We start from the raw sequence: 17,208 nt of genomic DNA, 5'->3' as shown, positions 1-17,208 counted from the left end.
CTTTTAGTTGGTCAGGTCGTGGACGGCGCTGTCGGGCCAGGCCATGGTGATCCGGGCGCCGTGGGCGAGGTCGTCGGGCAGTGCGGCCGCCGCGTTGAGCACGGTCGCGGTCAGCGTCACCCCCGGCTGGGCGACGGCGGCCACCCGCGTCGTCGGCCCCGCGAAGATGACCTCGGAGACGGTGGCGTCGACGGTCCGACTGCCGGGCAGTGCCGCCGTCCCGGACGCGAGCACCGCGATGCGCTCGGGCCGGACCGCGAACGTGCCGGGCCTGCCGAGCAGCGTCGCGGCGGCGTCCCCGTCGAGCACGTTGGACGTGCCCACGAAGTCGGCGACGAAGCGGTTGACCGGGTTCTCGTAGACCTCGCGCGCCCGGCCGACCTGCTCGATGCGCCCGTCGTTGAAGACCGCGAGCCGGTCGCACAGCGTCAGCGCCTCGTCCTGGTCGTGGGTCACGATGACGAAGGTGATCCCGACCTCGCGCTGAATTGCCTTGAGCTCCACCTGCATCTGCTCGCGCAGCTTGAGGTCCAGCGCTCCGAGGGGCTCGTCGAGCAGGAGCACTGCGGGGCGGCCCACCAGGGCGCGGGCCAACGCGACGCGCTGGCGCTGCCCTCCCGAGAGTTGGGCGGGGCGGCGGGGGCCGAAGTCGGCGAGCCGGACCATCTCCAGCGCCTCGGCCGTGCGGGTGCGGCGCTCGGCCTTCGGGACGCCGCGGACCTTCAGCCCGTATTCGACGTTCTGCGCCACGCTCATGTGCGGGAAGAGCGCGTACTCCTGGAACACGGTGTTGACGTCGCGGCGGCGGGCCGGCAGGGAGGTCACGTCGACGCCGCCGAGCCGGATCGTGCCCTCGGTCGGCTGTTCGAAGCCGGCGATCATCCGCAGCACGGTCGTCTTGCCCGACCCCGACGGTCCCAGGATGGCGAACAGTTCTCCGTCGTCGACGGTGAGGTCTGCTCCCGCCATGGCGACGACCGAGCCGTCGAACACCTTGCGGACGCCCTCGAGCTGAATGCGCGGCTCGCCGGGACCTGATGGCATGGGCTGCATCGTATGGATCCGTCCGTCATGGCGCAGCGCAACGCAGGGATCCGCACCGTATCGGCCCCCGTTCGACGGTTTCCGCCGAGTGCACGGATGTTGGCGACCCCACTCGGCCGATGCGTTCACCAAGCGTGCGCTCGGCGCGCTGGTGGGGAAGTGACCAGTGGCGTTGCTGAGGAATTTGAGGCTGCTGTCATATCCTGAGGCGATGGTCGTGTCCCGGCGTGACGTCCTGAGGTGCGCCGCCGCCGCGCCGGTCCTCGCCGGGCTCGCCGGCGCGGTGTCCTCGGCGCTCGCACCGACGACCGCGAGTGCTGAACCCCTTGGCGTCTTGTTCGACTACGCCGCGGGGGTGATTCCCGCCGCGGACATCAGGGCCGCGGGCGCACTGGGGGCGATCCGCTACGTCTCCGATCGCCGGCCGGGTGGGGAGTGGATGCTGGGGAAGCCGATCCAGCTATCCGAGGCCCGCGACCTATACCAGAACGGTCTGAAGATCGTGTCGTGCTACCAGTTCGGCAAGCAGGACAGTGCCGACTGGCTGGGCGGTCAGGACGCGGGCGTGCAGCACGCCAAGCGCGGCTGGCAACTCCACGTCGCGGCCGGCGGTTCGTACGGCGCACCGATCTACGCGTCGATCGACGACGATCCGACCCCGGCCCAGTACGAAGCCCAGGTGGCACCCTATCTGCGCGGGTGGGAAGCGGTATTGGGACACCAGCGGGTGGGGGTCTACGCCAACTCCAAGACCATCGACTGGGCGTTGCGGGATGGTCTGGGTTCGTACTTCTGGCAACACAACTGGGGTTCGCCGGAGGGCTTCACCCACCCGGCAGCACACCTGCACCAGGTGCAGATCGACCACGGCAGCGTCGGCGGCGTGGGTGTCGACGTCAATTACGTGCTGAAGCCACGCTTCGGGCAATGGGACTGACGTTACCGAAGAGTAAGTTTTAGCAGCAAACCAATTTCGTATTCCGCGAAATGTGGGTGGACACCGAGTGTCAATCTGTCGAGCCGCCCGAGACGCGGGCGGGGTGACGAGAAACGCCATAACGATTTGGTAACGAAAATGCCGTGATCTGCGCTGTTGTAGCTACTCAACCGTAACCACCCGCCAACAGGACGTTTGTCCCGCGGCTTTCCCGGGCGTCGGGAGAGCCGCGTTACGCAATGTGTGGTTACCCGTGCGTAGAACTCGCCAGTAACCATTTCGGGGGAGAAAATTGGCCAGGCCCTTATGACACTCTTATGGCGGCTGGCCCAGCTGCCCGGGCCGTCGCAGACAGACGTCGAGCCCGTCGGCACCACACCCCGACCCGACCAGCGTGACACCCCGCAGGGACGCGGGCCCTCACCGCCGAGGACACGGTAGACGCAGCAGTGGACCAGTCCGCGCACCAGCACGACGCGCGGACGCAGCACGCGATACGCGCGAGAGCGCACCGAGGAGATGGCAACACGTGACGATCAACGAGAAGCACGACTGGGACACGGCCGCGAACGACGGGGCGGTAACCCCCGGCCGCAATGGTGGCCCGGCGCATGCGGGCGCCCATGCCCTCGTCGATCAGCTCAACTCGGGTGAGCCCTACGCCGTCGCCTTCGGCGGCCAGGGCGGCAACTGGCTGGAGAACCTCGAGGAGCTGATCAGCTCGGCGGGCATCGAGTCCGAACTCAGCGAGGTCGTCGGCGAGGCCGCGCTGCTGCTGCAGCCCGTGGCCCGCGAGCTGGTCGTGGTCCGCCCGATCGGCTTCGAGCCCCTGCAGTGGGTCCGCGCGCTGGCCGCCGACGAGCCGTTGCCGACCTCCAAGCAGCTCACCACGGCCGCCATCTCCGGCCCCGGCATCCTGCTGACCCAGATGGCCGCCATGCGCGCGCTGAGCCGCCAGGGTCTCGACCTCTACGGCACCCCGCCCGTGGCGATGGCCGGCCACTCGCAGGGCATCATGGCCTGCGAATCGCTGCGCCACCGCGGCGCCAAGGACGCCGAGCTGCTCGCGCTGCTGCAACTGATCGGCGCGGCCGGTTCGCTCATCTCGCGCCGCCGCGGCATGGTCGGACGCGGCGAGAAGTCGCCCATGGTCTCGGTGAGCAACGTCGATCCCGAACGCATCGCCGAACTGCTCGAGGACTTCTCCACCGACGTCCGCACGGTGTTGCCCCCCGTGCTGTCCATCCGCAACGGCAGGCGCTCGGTCGTCATCACCGGCACCCCCGAACAGCTCTCGCGCTTCGAGCTCTACTGCAGCAAGATCACCGAGAAGGAGGAGGCGGAGCGCAAGAACAAGCTCCGCGGCGGCGCGGTCTTCAGCCCGTCCTTCGCCAGCGTTCAGGTCGAGGTGGGCTTCCACACGCCGCGCCTCGCCGAGGGCGTGGAGTTCGTCGACCGGTGGGCCGCCAAGACGGGCATCGACGCCGAACTCGCCCACGAGATGACCGAGTCGATCTTCGTGCGTCCCATCGACTGGGTCCGCGAGGTCGAAGGGCTGCACAAGTCCGGTGCCCGCTGGATCGTCGACCTCGGCCCGAGTGACACCGTCACCCGCCTGACCGCACCCGTGATCCGCGGCCTCGGCATCGGCATCGTGGCGGCGGCCACCAGGGCGGGACAGCGACAGCTGTTCACCGTCGGCGCCGCCCCGGAGATCCCGCCCGCGTGGTCGAGCTACGCCCCGTCGCTCATCTCGCTGCCGAACGGCACCACCAAGCTCTCGACGAAGTTCACCCGGCTCACCGGCCGCTCGCCGATGCTGCTCGCGGGCATGACGCCGACGACGGTCGACGCGAAGATCGTTGCCGCCGCGGCCAATGCGGGCCACTGGGCCGAGCTCGCCGGCGGCGGTCAGGTCACCGAGGCCATCTTCGACAAGCGCGTCGCCGAGCTCACGACGCTGCTGGAGCCCGGCCGCGCCGTGCAGTTCAACACGCTGTTCCTCGACCCCTACCTGTGGAAGCTGCAGGTCGGCGGCAAGCGCCTGGTGCAGCGGGCACGTCAGTCCGGCGCCCCCTTCGACGGCGTCGTGGTCAGCGCGGGCATCCCCGAACTCGACGAGGCCGTGGCCATCATCGAGGAACTCAACGACGTCGGCCTGGCCTACGTGTGCTTCAAGCCGGGCACCGTCGAGCAGATCAAGTCCGTGATCAAGATCGCCGCCGAGGTCCCCGACCGCGACGTCATCGTCCACGTCGAGGGCGGCCGCGCGGGCGGGCACCACTCGTGGGAGGACCTCGACGACCTGCTGATCTCGACCTACGGGGATCTGCGCAAGCTGTCGAACATCACGCTGTGCGTCGGCGGTGGCATCGGCACGCCGGAGCGCGCCGCGGACTACCTCTCGGGTCGTTGGTCGCGGGCCTACGGCTTCCCGGACATGCCCGTCGACGGCATCCTGGTCGGCACCGCCACGATGGCGACGCTGGAGGCGACCACCTCGCCCGCCGTCAAGCAGCTGCTGGTCGAGACCAACGGCACCAGCCAGTGGGTCGGGGCCGGAAAGGCTCAGGGCGGCATGGCTTCCGGGCGCAGCCAGCTCGGGGCCGACATCCACGAGATCGACAACGCAGCCTCGCGCTGCGGCCGCCTCCTCGACGAGGTCGCCGGTGACGTCGACGCGGTCGCCGAGCGCCGCGACGAGATCATCGCGGCGATGGCCGAGACCGCCAAGCCGTACTTCGGCGACGTCGCCGACATGACCTACCTGCAGTGGCTGCGCCGCTACGTCGAATTGGCCATCGGCGACGGCGATTCCACCGCCGACACCAAGACCGACGACTCGCCGTGGCTCGACGTGAGCTGGCGCGACCGCTTCGAGGAGATGCTCAAGCGCGCCGAGGCCCGGCTGCACCCGCAGGACTCCGGCGCCATCGAGACGCTCTTCACCGTCGACGCCGAAGGCAAAGCGCTGCTGGAGAATCCGGAGCGCGCACTGGCCGCACTGCTGTCGCGCTACCCCGACGCCGAGGACGTCAAGCTGCATCCGGCCGACGTGCCGTTCTTCACGACGCTCTGCAAGACCCTCGGCAAGCCGGTCAACTTCGTGCCCGTGATCGACAAGGACGTGCGCCGCTGGTGGCGCAGTGACTCCCTGTGGCAGGCCCACGACGCGCGGTACACCGCCGATCAGGTTTGCATCATCCCCGGCACCGAGGCCGTCGTGGGCATCACCCGCGTCGACGAGCCCGTCGGTGAGCTGCTCGACCGGTTCGAGCAGGCCTCCATCGACGAGGCCCTGGCCGCAGGCGCGCAGCCGGCGCCGGCGGTCTCGCGCCGGCAGGCCCGCGTCGACGTCACCGGACCGCTCGCCGTCGTCCTCGACTCGCCGGACGTGCTGTGGGCGGGCCGCTCCTCGATCAACCCGGTGCACCGCATCGGCGCACCGAGCGAGTGGCAGGCCAACGAGAACCGTTCTGCCACACACCCTTCCACGGGTTCGCGGCTCGAGCTCAACGGTGAGCACGTGGTGCTCAGCGTGCCGCTGTCCGACATCTGGATCACCATCCGGTTCACGCTGCCCGCCGCCACGATCGACGGTGGCATGCCCGTCGTCACCACCGAGGACGCCGCCGCGGCCATGCGCGCCGTGCTGGCCATCGCCGCGGGCGTCGATGGCGCCGAGGCGCTGCCGCCCGTCGTCGACGGGAGCACCACGGTCACCGTGGAGTGGGACCCGGAGGAGGTCGCCGACCACACCGGTGTCACCGCGACGTTCGGCGCCCCGCTGGCGCCCGGCCTGACGCTGGTCCCCGACGCGCTCGTCGGCCTCTGCTGGCCCGCGGTGTTCTCGGTCATCGGGTCGGCCACCACCGACGCGGGCTTCCCGGTGATCGAGGGTCTGCTGAGCCTGGTCCACCTCGACCACGCCGCGCACCTGCTGGCGCCCATGCCGAAGTCCAAGGTCCAATTGTCGGTCACCGCAACGGCTTCGGCCGCCCTGGACACCGAGGTCGGCCGCGTCATCCCGGTGCACGTCACCATCAGCGACGCCGACGGCACCGAGCTGGCGTCGCTCGAGGAGCGGTTCGCGATCCGCGGCCGCACTGGGCCGGCGGCACTGACCGAGCCCGCCCAGGCGGGCGGGGCGATCACCGACAACGCGACCGACACGCCGCGCCGCCGCCGCCGCGACGTCACCGTCACCGCACCGACGGACATGAGTGCGTTCGCCGTCGTGTCCGGTGACCACAACCCGATCCACACCGACCGGGCGGCCGCGCTGCTGGCCGGCCTGAAATCGCCCATCGTGCACGGCATGTGGCTCTCGGCCGCCGCGCAGCACGCCGTGACCGCGACCGACGGGCAGGCCACCCCGCCGGCCCGGCTGGTCGGCTGGACGTCGCGCTTCCTCGGCATGGTCCTGCCCGGTGACGAGATCGATTTCCGCGTCGATCGCGTCGGCATCGACCGCGGTGCCGAGATCATCGAGGTCACCGCGAAGGTCGGCACCGACCTGGTGATGGCCGCGACCGCGCAGTTGGCCGCGCCGAAGACCGTCTACGCCTTCCCCGGTCAGGGCATCCAGTCCAAGGGCATGGGCATGGAGGTGCGCGCCAGGTCCAAGGCCGCCCGCAAGGTGTGGGACACCGCCGACAAGTTCACCCGCGACACCCTCGGCTTCTCGGTGCTGCACGTGGTGCGCGACAACCCGACCAGCCTCATCGCCAGCGGCGTGCACTACCACCACCCCGAGGGCGTGCTCTACCTGACGCAGTTCACCCAGGTCGCCATGGCCACGGTCGCGGCCGCGCAGGTGGCCGAGATGCGCGAGCAGGGTGCGTTCGTCGAGGGCGCCATCGCCTGCGGGCACTCCGTCGGCGAGTACACCGCGCTGGCGTGCGTGTCCGGCGTGTACCCGCTGGAGGCACTGCTGGAGGTCGTGTTCCACCGCGGCAGCAAGATGCACGACATCGTGCCGCGCGACGAGAAGGGCCGGTCCAACTACCGGCTCGCCGCGATCCGGCCCTCGCAGATCGACCTCGACGACGACGACGTGACCGACTGGGTCGCTCAAATCGCGGCGAATACAGGTGAGTTCTTACAGATCGTCAACTTCAACCTGCGTGGCTCGCAGTACGCCATCGCGGGCACCGTCCGCGGCCTCGAGGTGCTCGAGGAGGAGGTCGAGAAGCGTCGCGAGATCTCCGGCGGCAAGCGGTCGTTCATCCTGGTGCCCGGCATCGACGTGCCGTTCCACTCGGAGGTCCTCCGCGTCGGCGTCGCCGACTTCCGCCGGTCCCTGGAACGCGTCATGCCGCGTGATGCCGATCCCGACCTGCTGATCGGCCGCTACGTGCCGAACCTGGTGCCGCGGCCGTTCACCCTGGACCGCGACTTCATCCAGGAGATCCGCGATCTGGTGCCCGCCGAACCGCTCGACGAGATCCTCGCCGACTACGACACGTGGCGCACCGAGCGGCCGCACGAGCTGTGCCGCAAGGTCGTCATCGAACTCCTGGCGTGGCAGTTCGCCAGCCCGGTCCGCTGGATCGAGACCCAGGATCTTCTGTTCATCGAAGAGGCCGCCGGTGGCATGGGCGTAGAGCGCTTCGTCGAGATCGGCGTGAAGTCCGCGCCGACGGTGGCGGGCCTGGCCACCAACACGCTGAAACTGCCGGAGTACTCGCACAACACCACGGAGGTGCTCAACACCGAGCGCGACGCCGCGGTGCTGTTCGCGACCGACACCGATCCGGAGCCGGAACCCGAGGAGGAGTCGGCGCCCGCGCCGGTGGCCGAGGCTGCCCCGGCGGCCGAGTCGGCACCAGCGCCCGCCGCCGCGCCCACCGCCCCGTCGGGTGGCCCACGGCCAGAGGACATTTCGTTCGGCGCCGACGATGCGACGCTGTCGCTCATCGCGCTGTCGGCGAAGATGCGGCTGGATCAGGTCGAGCCGCTGGACTCCATCGAGTCGATCACCGACGGCGCGTCGTCGCGACGCAACCAGCTGCTGGTCGACCTGGGCTCCGAGCTCAACCTCGGGGCCATCGACGGTGCGGCCGAGGCCGACCTCGGCGGGCTCAAGGCTCAGGTCACCAAGCTGGCCAGGACCTACAAGCCCTTCGGCCCGGTGCTCTCCGACGCGGTCAACGACCAGCTGCGCACGGTCCTCGGCCCGTCGGGCAAGCGGCCCGCCGCCATCGCCGAACGCGTCAAGAAGACCTGGGAGCTCGGCGACGGGTGGGTCAAGCACGTCACGATGGAGCTCGCGCTCGGCACCCGAGAGGGCACCAGCGTCCGCGGTGGCGCGCTCGGCCACCTGCACGACGGCGCGCTGCCCGACGCGGCGACCGTCGACAAGGTCGTCGACGCGGCCGTCACCGCCGTCGCGAACCGCCGGGGCATCGCGGTGTCACTGCCGTCGGCCGCCGGCGGTGGGGGCGGCGTCGTCGACTCCGCCGCGCTCGGTGAATTCGCCGAACAGGTGACCGGCCCCAACGGCGTCCTCGCCGCGGCGGCGCGGACGATCCTCGGCCAACTCGGCCTGGACGCCCCCGTCAACGTGGCCGAGACCGTCAGCGACGCCGACCTCATCGACCTCGTCACCGCCGAACTCGGTTCGGACTGGCCACGTTTGGTGTCGCCGAGCTTCGACAGCCGCAAGGCGGTGCTCTTCGACGACCGCTGGGCCAGCGCCCGCGAGGACCTCGCCCGGCTGTGGCTGACGGACGAGGACGAGATCGACGCGGACTGGCAGCGGCTCTCCGAGCGCTTCGAGGCCGCCGGGCACGTCGTGGCGACGCAGGCGAACTGGTGGCAGGGCAAGGCCCTGGCCGCCGGCCGCAACGTGCACGCGTCGCTCTACGGCCGTGCCGCCGCGGGCGCGGAGAACCCGGGCACCGGGCGGTACGCGAACGAGATCGCCGTCGTGACGGGCGCCTCCAAGGGCTCGATCGCCGCGTCGGTGATCGCGCAGCTGCTCGACGGTGGCGCCTCGGTAATTGCGACGACCTCGAAGCTCGACGACGACCGGCTGGCGTTCTACAAGGGCCTCTACCGCGACCACGCCCGGTTCGGTGCGACGCTGTGGGTGGTGCCCGCCAACATGGCGTCCTACACCGACATCGACGCACTGGTCAGCTGGGTCGGTAGCGAGCAGAGCGAAAGCCTTGGCCCGCAGTCGGTTCACCTCAAGGACGCGCTGACGCCGACACTGCTGTTCCCGTTCGCCGCACCGCGCGTCGCCGGTGACCTCTCCGAGGCGGGCTCGCGTTCGGAGATGGAGATGAAGGTCCTGCTGTGGGCCGTGCAGCGGCTCATCGGCGGGCTATCGCACATCGGTGCCGAGCGCGACATCGCCTCGCGGCTGCACGTGGTGCTGCCCGGGTCGCCCAACCGCGGCATGTTCGGCGGCGACGGCGCCTACGGCGAAGCCAAGTCCGCACTGGACGCACTGGTGACGCGCTGGAAGGCCGAGACCTCGTGGTCGCAGCGAGTGTCGTTGGCGCACGCCCTTATTGGCTGGACCAAGGGTACCGGCCTGATGGGGCACAACGACGCCATCGTCGGGGCGGTCGAAGAGGCCGGCGTGACCACGTACACCACCGAAGAGATGGCGTCGATGCTGCTCGACCTGTGCGACATCGAGTCCAAGGTGGCGGCCGCGCACGAGCCGATCAAGGCCGACCTGACCGGCGGTCTCGGCGAGATCGACATCGACATGGCCGAATTGGCGGCCAAGGCCCGCGAGGACATGGCCGCCGAGAGCGGTGCGGCGACACCGGACGAGGACGTCGAGACCTCGACCATCCGGGCGCTGCCATCGCCGCCGCGCGGTTACGCCGCCGCCCCGCCGCCCGCCTGGGACGACCTCGACGTCGATCCGGCGGACCTCGTGGTCATCGTCGGCGGGGCGGAGATCGGCCCGTACGGATCGTCGCGGACCCGGTTCGAAGTCGAGGTCTCCGGTGAGCTGTCCGCCGCGGGCGTCCTCGAATTGGCCTGGACAACCGGTCTCGTCACGTGGGAGGACGACCCCAAGCCGGGGTGGTACGACACCGCGTCGGGCGACCTGGTCGACGAGGGCGAGTTGGTGGAGCGCTACCACGACGCCGTGATCGAACGGGTGGGCATCCGCGAATTCGTCGACGACGGAGCCGTCGAAGCGGATCACACTGCGCCACTGCTGGTTTCGGTGTTCCTGGAGAAGGACTTCACGTTCGTGGTGTCGGCGGAGGCCGACGCCCGCGGCTTCAAGCAGTCCGATCCCGAGCACACCGTGATCGCGCCGGTGCCCGACAGCACCGACTGGCAGGTCACCCGCAAGGCGGGCACCGAGATTCGGGTGCCGCGCTCGGTGAAGATGTCGCGGACCGTCGGCGCCCAGGTGCCGACCGGCTTCGACCCGACCGTCTACGGCGTCAGCCAGGACATGGTCAACTCGCTCGACCGGCTGGCGCTGTGGAACCTCGTCACGACCGTCGACGCGTTCCTGACGGCCGGCTTCACGCCGACCGAGCTGATGCGCTGGGTGCATCCGAGCCTGGTGGCCAGCACGCAGGGCACCGGCATCGGCGGGCTGACGTCGATGCAGAAGATGTTCCACGGCAACCTGCTTGGGCAGAACAAGCCGAACGACATCCTGCAGGAGGTGCTGCCGAACGTCTTCGCCGGCCACGTCGTGCAGTCCTACATCGGCAGCTACGGCGCGATGATCCATCCGGTCGCCGCGTGCGCGACGGCCGCCGTGTCGGTCGAGGAGGGCGTGGACAAGATCCGCCTCGGCAAGGCCGACTTCGTGGTCGCCGGCGGGTACGACGACCTGACGCTGGAGGCCGTGACGGGCTTCGGGGACATGTCGGCCACGGCGGACACCGAGGTGATGCGCGCCAAGGGCATCAGCGATGCGAAGTTCTCGCGTGCCAACGACCGTCGTCGGCTCGGGTTCGTCGAGTCGCAGGGCGGTGGCACCATCCTGCTGGCGCGCGGCGATCTCGCGCTGGAGATGGGTCTGCCGGTCATGGCCGTGGTGGGCTACGCCTCGTCGTTCGGCGATGGCGTGCACACCTCGATCCCGGCGCCGGGGCTCGGCGCGCTCGGCGCGGGTCGCGGCGGCAGGCAGTCGCAGCTGGCGAAGTCGTTGGCGAAGCTGGGCGTCGGTGCCGACGACATCGCGGTCATCTCCAAGCACGACACGTCGACGTTGGCCAACGATCCCAACGAGACCGAGCTGCACGAGCGGCTCGCCTCGGCCCTCGGCCGTTCGCCGGGCAACCCACTGTTCATCGTCAGCCAGAAGAGCCTCACCGGACACTCGAAGGGTGGTGCGGCGGCGTTCCAGATGATGGGCATGTGCCAGATGCTGCGTGACGGCGTGATCCCGCCGAACCGGAGCCTGGACTGCGTCGACGACGAGCTCGCCCACGCCTCGCACTTCGTGTGGGTGCGCGAGACCCTGCAGCTGGGGGAGAAGTTCCCGCTGAAGGCGGGTCTGGTCACCAGCCTCGGCTTCGGTCACGTGTCGGGTCTCGTCGCGCTGGTGCATCCGCAGGCGTTCCTCGCGACGCTGACGCCGGAGCAGCGGGCGGACTACCAGCAGCGGGCCGGTGCCCGGGTGCTCAAGGGGCAGCGGACGTTGGCCTCGGCCATCGCGGGCGGACCCGCGCTGTACGAGAAGCCCGCTGACCGACGCTTCCACCACGACCTGCCGGAGAAGCCGCAGGAGGCCGACATGCTGCTCGACGCCGACGCGCGGCTCGGGGCCAACGGTTGGTATGGGGGCTGAGCCGGCTGGGTTAGCGTTTCGGGCATGAGCATCGTGGGAGTCGGCATCGACCTCGTCTCCATACCGGACTTCGCAGAACAGGTCGACCAGCCGGGCACGGTGTTCGCCGAGACGTTCACCCCCGGTGAGCGTCGCGACGCCGCGGACAAGAGTTCGTCTGCGGCACGGCATCTGGCGGCGCGCTGGGCCGCCAAGGAGGCGGTCATCAAGGCGTGGTCGGGGTCGCGTTTCTCGAAGCGCCCGATGCTGCCCGAGGGCATCCACCGTGACATCGAGATCGTCACGGACATGTGGGGACGCCCCAAGGTGCGGTTGACCGGCGCGATCGGGGAGCACCTCAGGGACGTCACCATCCACTTGTCGCTGACCCACGAGAAGGACACCGCCGCGGCGGTCGCCATCCTGGAAACCTGACCCGTTCTCCCCGCGAGCAGACGCAAGGGGCCCTCATTCGGGCCATTTCAGGGCCACTTGCGTCTGCTCGCGGGAAGTGGTTACGCACTAGGCTCGGTGCCATGAGCGATCTCGTCGACCAGGTGAAGTCGGTGCTGCCCTCCGTGCGGGCCGACCTCGAGGACCTCGTCCGCATCGAATCGGTGTGGGCCGATCCCGACCGGCGCGCCGAGGTGCACCGCAGTGCCGAGGCCGTGTCGAAACTGTTGGCGCAGGCCGGTTTTCACGACATCCGCACGGTCAGCGAAGGCGGCGCGCCCGCCGTCATCGCCCGTCGCCCCGCACCGGCGGGTGCGCCGACGGTCCTGCTGTACGCCCATCACGACGTGCAGCCCGAGGGCGATCCGTCGCAGTGGGCGTCGCCCCCGTTCACACCGACCGAACGCGACGGCCGTCTCTACGGTCGGGGCACCGCCGACGACAAGGCGGGCATCGCAACGCATCTCGCGGCGATTCGGGCCTTTGGCGACGACCTGCCCGTCGGCGTCACGGTCTTCGTGGAGGGGGAGGAGGAGTCCGGCTCGCCCACTCTGAGCGCGCTGCTGGCCGCCCATCGGGATCTGCTGGCTGCCGACGTCATCGTCATCGCCGACTCCGACAACTGGAGTACGACGACGCCGTCGCTGACGGTGTCGCTGCGCGGTCTCGCCGACTGCGTCGTGGAGGTCGCCACGCTCGATCACGGCCTGCACTCCGGGATGTGGGGCGGCGTCGTCCCCGACGCGCTGAGCGCCCTGGTCCGCCTGCTCGCCAGCCTGCACGACGATGACGGCAACGTCGCGGTCGTGGGCCTGCACCAGGGCACGGCGGCCGACGTCGACTACCCGGCGGATCACATCCGCAAGGAGACCGGAATCCTCGACGGCGTCACGGAGATCGGCTCGGGTTCGGTCACCGACAGGCTGTGGGCGAAGCCGGCGATCACGGTCATCGGCATCGACACGACGCCCATCGCGAAGGCGTCGAACACCTTGATCCCGTCGGCGCGGGCCAAGGTCAGCATGCGCGTCGCCCCGGGCGGCGATGCCCGAGCGCATCTGGCCGCGCTGACCCGGCACCTCGAGGAGCATGCGCCGTGGGGCGCGCGGGTCACGGTCACCGCGGGTGACGTCGGCGAGCCCTACGCCATCGCGGCGAACGGACCCGTCTACGACGCCGCCCGCACCGCGTTCCGGCAGGCCTGGGGCGTCGACCCGATCGACACGGGGGTCGGGGGCTCGATCCCGTTCATCGCCGAATTCGCCAACGCCTTCCCCGACGCGAAGATCCTCGTCACCGGCGTCGAGGATCCCGCGACGCAGGCCCACAGCGTCGACGAAAGCCTCGACCTCGGCGTGCTCGAGCGGGCCGCGACGTCGGAGGCGCTGCTGCTGGCAGCCCTCGGGGCGCTAGACCGCTAGCTCGCGGCGCAGCTTGGCGACGTGCCCGGTGGCCTTGACGTTGTACTGGGCCACTTCGACGTCGCCGTTCTCGTCGACGACGAACGTCGACCGGATGACGCCCTGAACGGTCTTGCCGTACATGGTCTTCTCGCCGAAGGCGCCCCACTGGGTGAGCACCTCGCGGTCGGGATCGGACAGCAGCGGAAACGTCAGGCCCTCCGCGTCGCGGAACTTCGCCAGTTTGGCCGGCTTGTCGGGCGAGATGCCGACGACGTCGAGGCCCGCCTCGTTCAGTTCGGCCAGGCTGTCCCGGAAGTCGCAGGCCTGTTTGGTGCACCCGGGCGTGGAGGCGGCCGGGTAGAAGTAGACGACGACCTTGCGTCCGGCGAAGTCGCTCAGCGAGACGGTGTTGCCGTCGGCATCGGGAAGACTGAACGCGGGGGCCTTGTCGCCCACTGCGAGGCGCGGGGTCGGGGGCATGTGCGGAAGTCCCTTCGGGTCGGCCGGTGCACCCGGGCGGGGTGCGGCTGCTCTAGGGTAATTCCTCAAGACAGCAACGCGATTGAAGGGGCTGACGTGGCAGACCGGGATCCCGACAAGATCAAGCAGGACATCGACGTAGCGCGGGAACAACTCGCCAGCACGGTGGATGCCCTCGCCGAGCGGGCGAATCCGGCGCGCATTGCCGACGACGTCAAGACCGGTGTCGTGCAGTTCGTGAAGAAGCCCGCGGTCGCGGCGACGCTGGCCGGGCTGGGCGCCCTGATCGTGGTGCTCGCGATCCGCCGGGCGCGCAGCTGAGCCATCGCGACGGAGCCTAGCGACGCCTCCGGCGGCGGACCTTAGCGACGCCGCCGGCGGACGCGGAACAGATTTCTGATCGAGAATCCCGGCGGGTTGGCTCGCAAGCCGATCCGCGTGCAGTTGTAGACCACGACGACGCGCGGTTCCTCGTCGAGTTCGAGGGCTGACGGTACCGTGGAACGGGCCGCACCTGCGGTCGTCATCAGCTAAGACCTCGTTCCTCTCTCAGGTATCAGAGCGGATCATCCGCGTCGATGGCTGTAGCTAACTGTACTGTATCACCTAGACCCCTACTCGCGTCCACCGATACACGCCTGTTTTGGCTGGTCGAGAGTTTCTAGATCGGCCGGAATGGATTGACGGCCTCGACGAATGAGTCGACAGTGTGCGATTTCAGCACACAGCTGTGACCAGAGGTGTCAAGCGACGAGTTAATCTACGCAAGCGGCAGTCGCAATCCATGGCCACGATCTTGACGGTGATCTTGGTCCATGGACCCCTCACCTCGGCGATTGGCCCGGAAATGACCCATGACGCAGAAAATCGGGCCGTCTCCGACCCGATTTCCGGTGGTGCGCCGTCAGGGTTCCGAACCCCGGACCCGCTGATTAAGAGAACGTTCCCGGCTAACCCGCGACCTGTGCCGATGGAACGGGCTAGACCGAATCGCCCCATATAGAGGCTTATTCTGAGTCGGTCTGGGTTCGTCTGAACGTTGTTTGAAACCGCCTCAGTTACCTGTAACTCGCCCACGCGTGGACCCTGAGGAGACCGACCACGGTTTGCTGTCTCACAGTGGGGGTGCGAGACATGCCTGCTTGTCGTGCCGAACTACGACGATGGCCCCATGACCGATTACGTCGGCGGTGTTTTCGTTGATTAAGTGCGAATCGTCTACCGCATGGTCGACCATCAGAGCGATCCGACGCCCCGCGCGACAGTCGTGATGATCATCGACGCGGGAGTAGGGATAAACCGCGGACGGTTGCGCTATGAGGTCGAACACCTGCACTACTTGCCCAACCCAGCCGGTGAGCCGATTCACCAGTCGTTTATCAGCGAGGAACGGCTACACACGACCAGTTGGGGCGCGGCGGGCGCGGGACTGGAGTTGCTTGTTTGGGCCGCTGCCACCGGAGCTGGCGGGATCATCGGCGGCGCGGCGTGGGACGGATTGAAAGCGATCGCCTTGCGCATCCGCAATATGCACGGACTAGCTTTCGATTCGCAACCACTCAACGGCCAGGATGCGCAGCATCGGGCGTTGCAGATGGCGCGCGCCGCTTGGCCGGACCTCGGTGAACCGCTCACGGCGCTGTCATGTCACTTGGACGGTGACACCGCCACCGTAGCTTTACGCGCACCCGATGGTTCGACTTTTAAGGCGCAACCGACGATGACCGCGTCCGACGCTATCGGCCCTATCATCCGCGCCTATCCTGACCCGCCAGCGCAGACCGGCCAAAGCTAACTTGGCGGACAATGTCATCTGTTGTAAGCGCCACTTCTAGTCCCTGCTCATTTTGTAGGTGATCGTCCGGTGTTGCCAAACGTCGTTCCACTCAAAATTGATTCGTTTGGTGACGCCGTCCAACTCCCACGCCATGAAACCCGGCCGCTGAATCGATCCGCGCAACGGATTACGCAGATTGTTATCGAAAGCGTCGGGATTGTCGCGACTTGGATTGAACACGGTCAGGCCAAGACCTATCCCGTTCAGATTGACGATTCCGCCGCCCACCCATCCGTCTCGATGCAGTAGGGGCGAAACAGACCAGAAATCCGTTGTGGAGTCTTCGACTCGCTCGAACGGCCGATAGCGGAGTTCGTCATGGGACAGATCACCGGCGACGCACAAGCCCCACGTACGCGGCCACATCGCGCGCCCCAACAACAAATCAACCGCCTCTGGCGGGAACTTCGTTTTGGTTCCGTTGAAAGCTTTGCCGACTGCATGGTTCAGAATAAGCTTTAGAACCCAATTCTGAAAATCTTCGCCCGAGACCGTTATCTCGTCGTCGGTTCCCCATTCGCCTGCGCCGTTGCGGTATTCCAACGCAATCCCTCGAATGAACGTCGCAAATTGCAACGCGGCGTCGTCCGCAATGTGCAGATCATTGTTGTGCTTCTCGCACAGAATATTCGTTTTGAACTGCTTCGCACTTACATAGCTTTGAACCCCATAGCCGGAATCATGTTTGATCTTTACATCTGGGTCATCGAACGAATACAGGTCGATCAGGCATTGGGAAACAAAATGCTCGCCCGATATTTTGGTCGAACATCCCCCGCGTGTGTTCGCGTAGCACTTCTTGTGACGAAAGGTGTTTTCATCTTCGACCAGTTCGTCGGGAACTTCGGTGTAGATCGGTGCGGGTGCCAGCCTCGCTCGCAGTATCCGCGTGCGTGGCGGGGCGGATACCACGCCCGATTCTTCGCCGGTCGCCGCTTTCGACCGAAGGGTAATCAGCCCGCCATCGGCTTGGCTCCACTTGAAGCCTTTCGCGTGCACCTGCCAGACGCAGGGATCGCCGTTACCCCCGGTCCGCGTCGAGACCACCCAATCGCCGTTCTGGATTTCCTCGATAAAGACCTGTTCGACCGCGGCGACGGTGGCGGTACGAATCACACTCATGTAATCAACGATAAGACAGTGGTACGACGCGTGGTGCTGAGGAGCGTTTGTTGTGGCGGGGTAGTTCCCGCAGCGTGGAGACAATATGGAGACCTTCGGGTATCACGCGTCACATTTGTCACAGCCAGCAAACGCCCGAGAAACGACAAAAACCCTGCCTGAGCAG

At 68.1% G+C, this 17,208-nt stretch carries 10 protein-coding genes; 6 read left to right on the top strand and 4 right to left on the bottom strand.

The window, feature by feature from the left end:
- Positions 1 to 3: 3 nt before the first annotated feature.
- Positions 4 to 1,044 (bottom strand): ABC transporter ATP-binding protein, encoded by a 1,041-nt coding sequence (locus G6N60_RS19165; RefSeq protein ID WP_246240854.1) that lies wholly within the window; start codon positions 1,042 to 1,044, stop codon positions 4 to 6.
- 211 nt (positions 1,045 to 1,255) lie between these two features.
- On the opposite strand from G6N60_RS19165, the gene G6N60_RS19160 reads away from it, so the two are divergent.
- From G6N60_RS19160 to G6N60_RS19145, 4 genes are all read left to right on the top strand, one after another.
- Positions 1,256 to 1,981 (top strand): DUF1906 domain-containing protein, encoded by a 726-nt coding sequence (locus G6N60_RS19160; protein WP_163740218.1) that lies wholly within the window; start codon positions 1,256 to 1,258, stop codon positions 1,979 to 1,981.
- 529 nt (positions 1,982 to 2,510) lie between these two features.
- The gene (locus G6N60_RS19155; protein WP_163740216.1) at positions 2,511 to 11,768 is read left to right on the top strand and encodes a type I polyketide synthase; all 9,258 of its coding nucleotides are present in this window, start codon (positions 2,511 to 2,513) and stop codon (positions 11,766 to 11,768) included.
- Between the two features lie 24 nt (positions 11,769 to 11,792).
- The gene (gene acpS / locus G6N60_RS19150; protein ID WP_163740214.1) at positions 11,793 to 12,182 is read left to right on the top strand and encodes a holo-ACP synthase AcpS; all 390 of its coding nucleotides are present in this window, start codon (positions 11,793 to 11,795) and stop codon (positions 12,180 to 12,182) included.
- Positions 12,183 to 12,283: 101 nt separating this feature from the next.
- Positions 12,284 to 13,621, top strand: a complete 1,338-nt coding sequence (locus tag G6N60_RS19145; RefSeq protein WP_163740212.1) for a dipeptidase — start codon at positions 12,284 to 12,286, stop codon at positions 13,619 to 13,621.
- Here the strand turns inward: G6N60_RS19145 and bcp are convergent.
- On the bottom strand, positions 13,610 to 14,083 hold the full coding sequence (gene bcp, locus G6N60_RS19140) for a thioredoxin-dependent thiol peroxidase (RefSeq protein ID WP_163740210.1): 474 nt from the start codon (positions 14,081 to 14,083) through the stop codon (positions 13,610 to 13,612). The genes G6N60_RS19145 and bcp overlap by 12 nt on opposite strands.
- Positions 14,084 to 14,179: 96 nt before the next feature.
- On the opposite strand from bcp, the gene G6N60_RS19135 reads away from it, so the two are divergent.
- Positions 14,180 to 14,404 (top strand): DUF3618 domain-containing protein, encoded by a 225-nt coding sequence (locus G6N60_RS19135; RefSeq protein ID WP_163740208.1) that lies wholly within the window; start codon positions 14,180 to 14,182, stop codon positions 14,402 to 14,404.
- A gap of 41 nt (positions 14,405 to 14,445) precedes the next feature.
- On the opposite strand, the gene G6N60_RS19130 is transcribed toward G6N60_RS19135, so the two are convergent.
- The gene (locus G6N60_RS19130) at positions 14,446 to 14,610 is read right to left on the bottom strand and encodes a hypothetical protein (protein ID WP_163740206.1); all 165 of its coding nucleotides are present in this window, start codon (positions 14,608 to 14,610) and stop codon (positions 14,446 to 14,448) included.
- A 680-nt stretch (positions 14,611 to 15,290) separates the two neighbouring features.
- Here G6N60_RS19130 and G6N60_RS19125 point away from each other — a divergent pair.
- The gene (locus tag G6N60_RS19125) at positions 15,291 to 15,878 is read left to right on the top strand and encodes a hypothetical protein (protein WP_220100369.1); all 588 of its coding nucleotides are present in this window, start codon (positions 15,291 to 15,293) and stop codon (positions 15,876 to 15,878) included.
- A gap of 36 nt (positions 15,879 to 15,914) precedes the next feature.
- Here G6N60_RS19125 and G6N60_RS19120 read toward each other — a convergent pair whose 3' ends face one another.
- Positions 15,915 to 17,042, bottom strand: coding sequence for a hypothetical protein (locus tag G6N60_RS19120; RefSeq protein WP_163740201.1), 1,128 nt, complete (start codon positions 17,040 to 17,042; stop codon positions 15,915 to 15,917).
- Positions 17,043 to 17,208: the final 166 nt, after the last annotated feature.

The organism is Mycolicibacterium madagascariense, assembly GCF_010729665.1.
In the GTDB taxonomy this organism is placed as follows: Bacteria; Actinomycetota; Actinomycetes; order Mycobacteriales; family Mycobacteriaceae; genus Mycobacterium; species Mycobacterium madagascariense.
The sequence above is the reverse complement of the archived record's forward strand: the minus strand, read 5'-3'. Positions and strand labels throughout refer to the sequence as shown.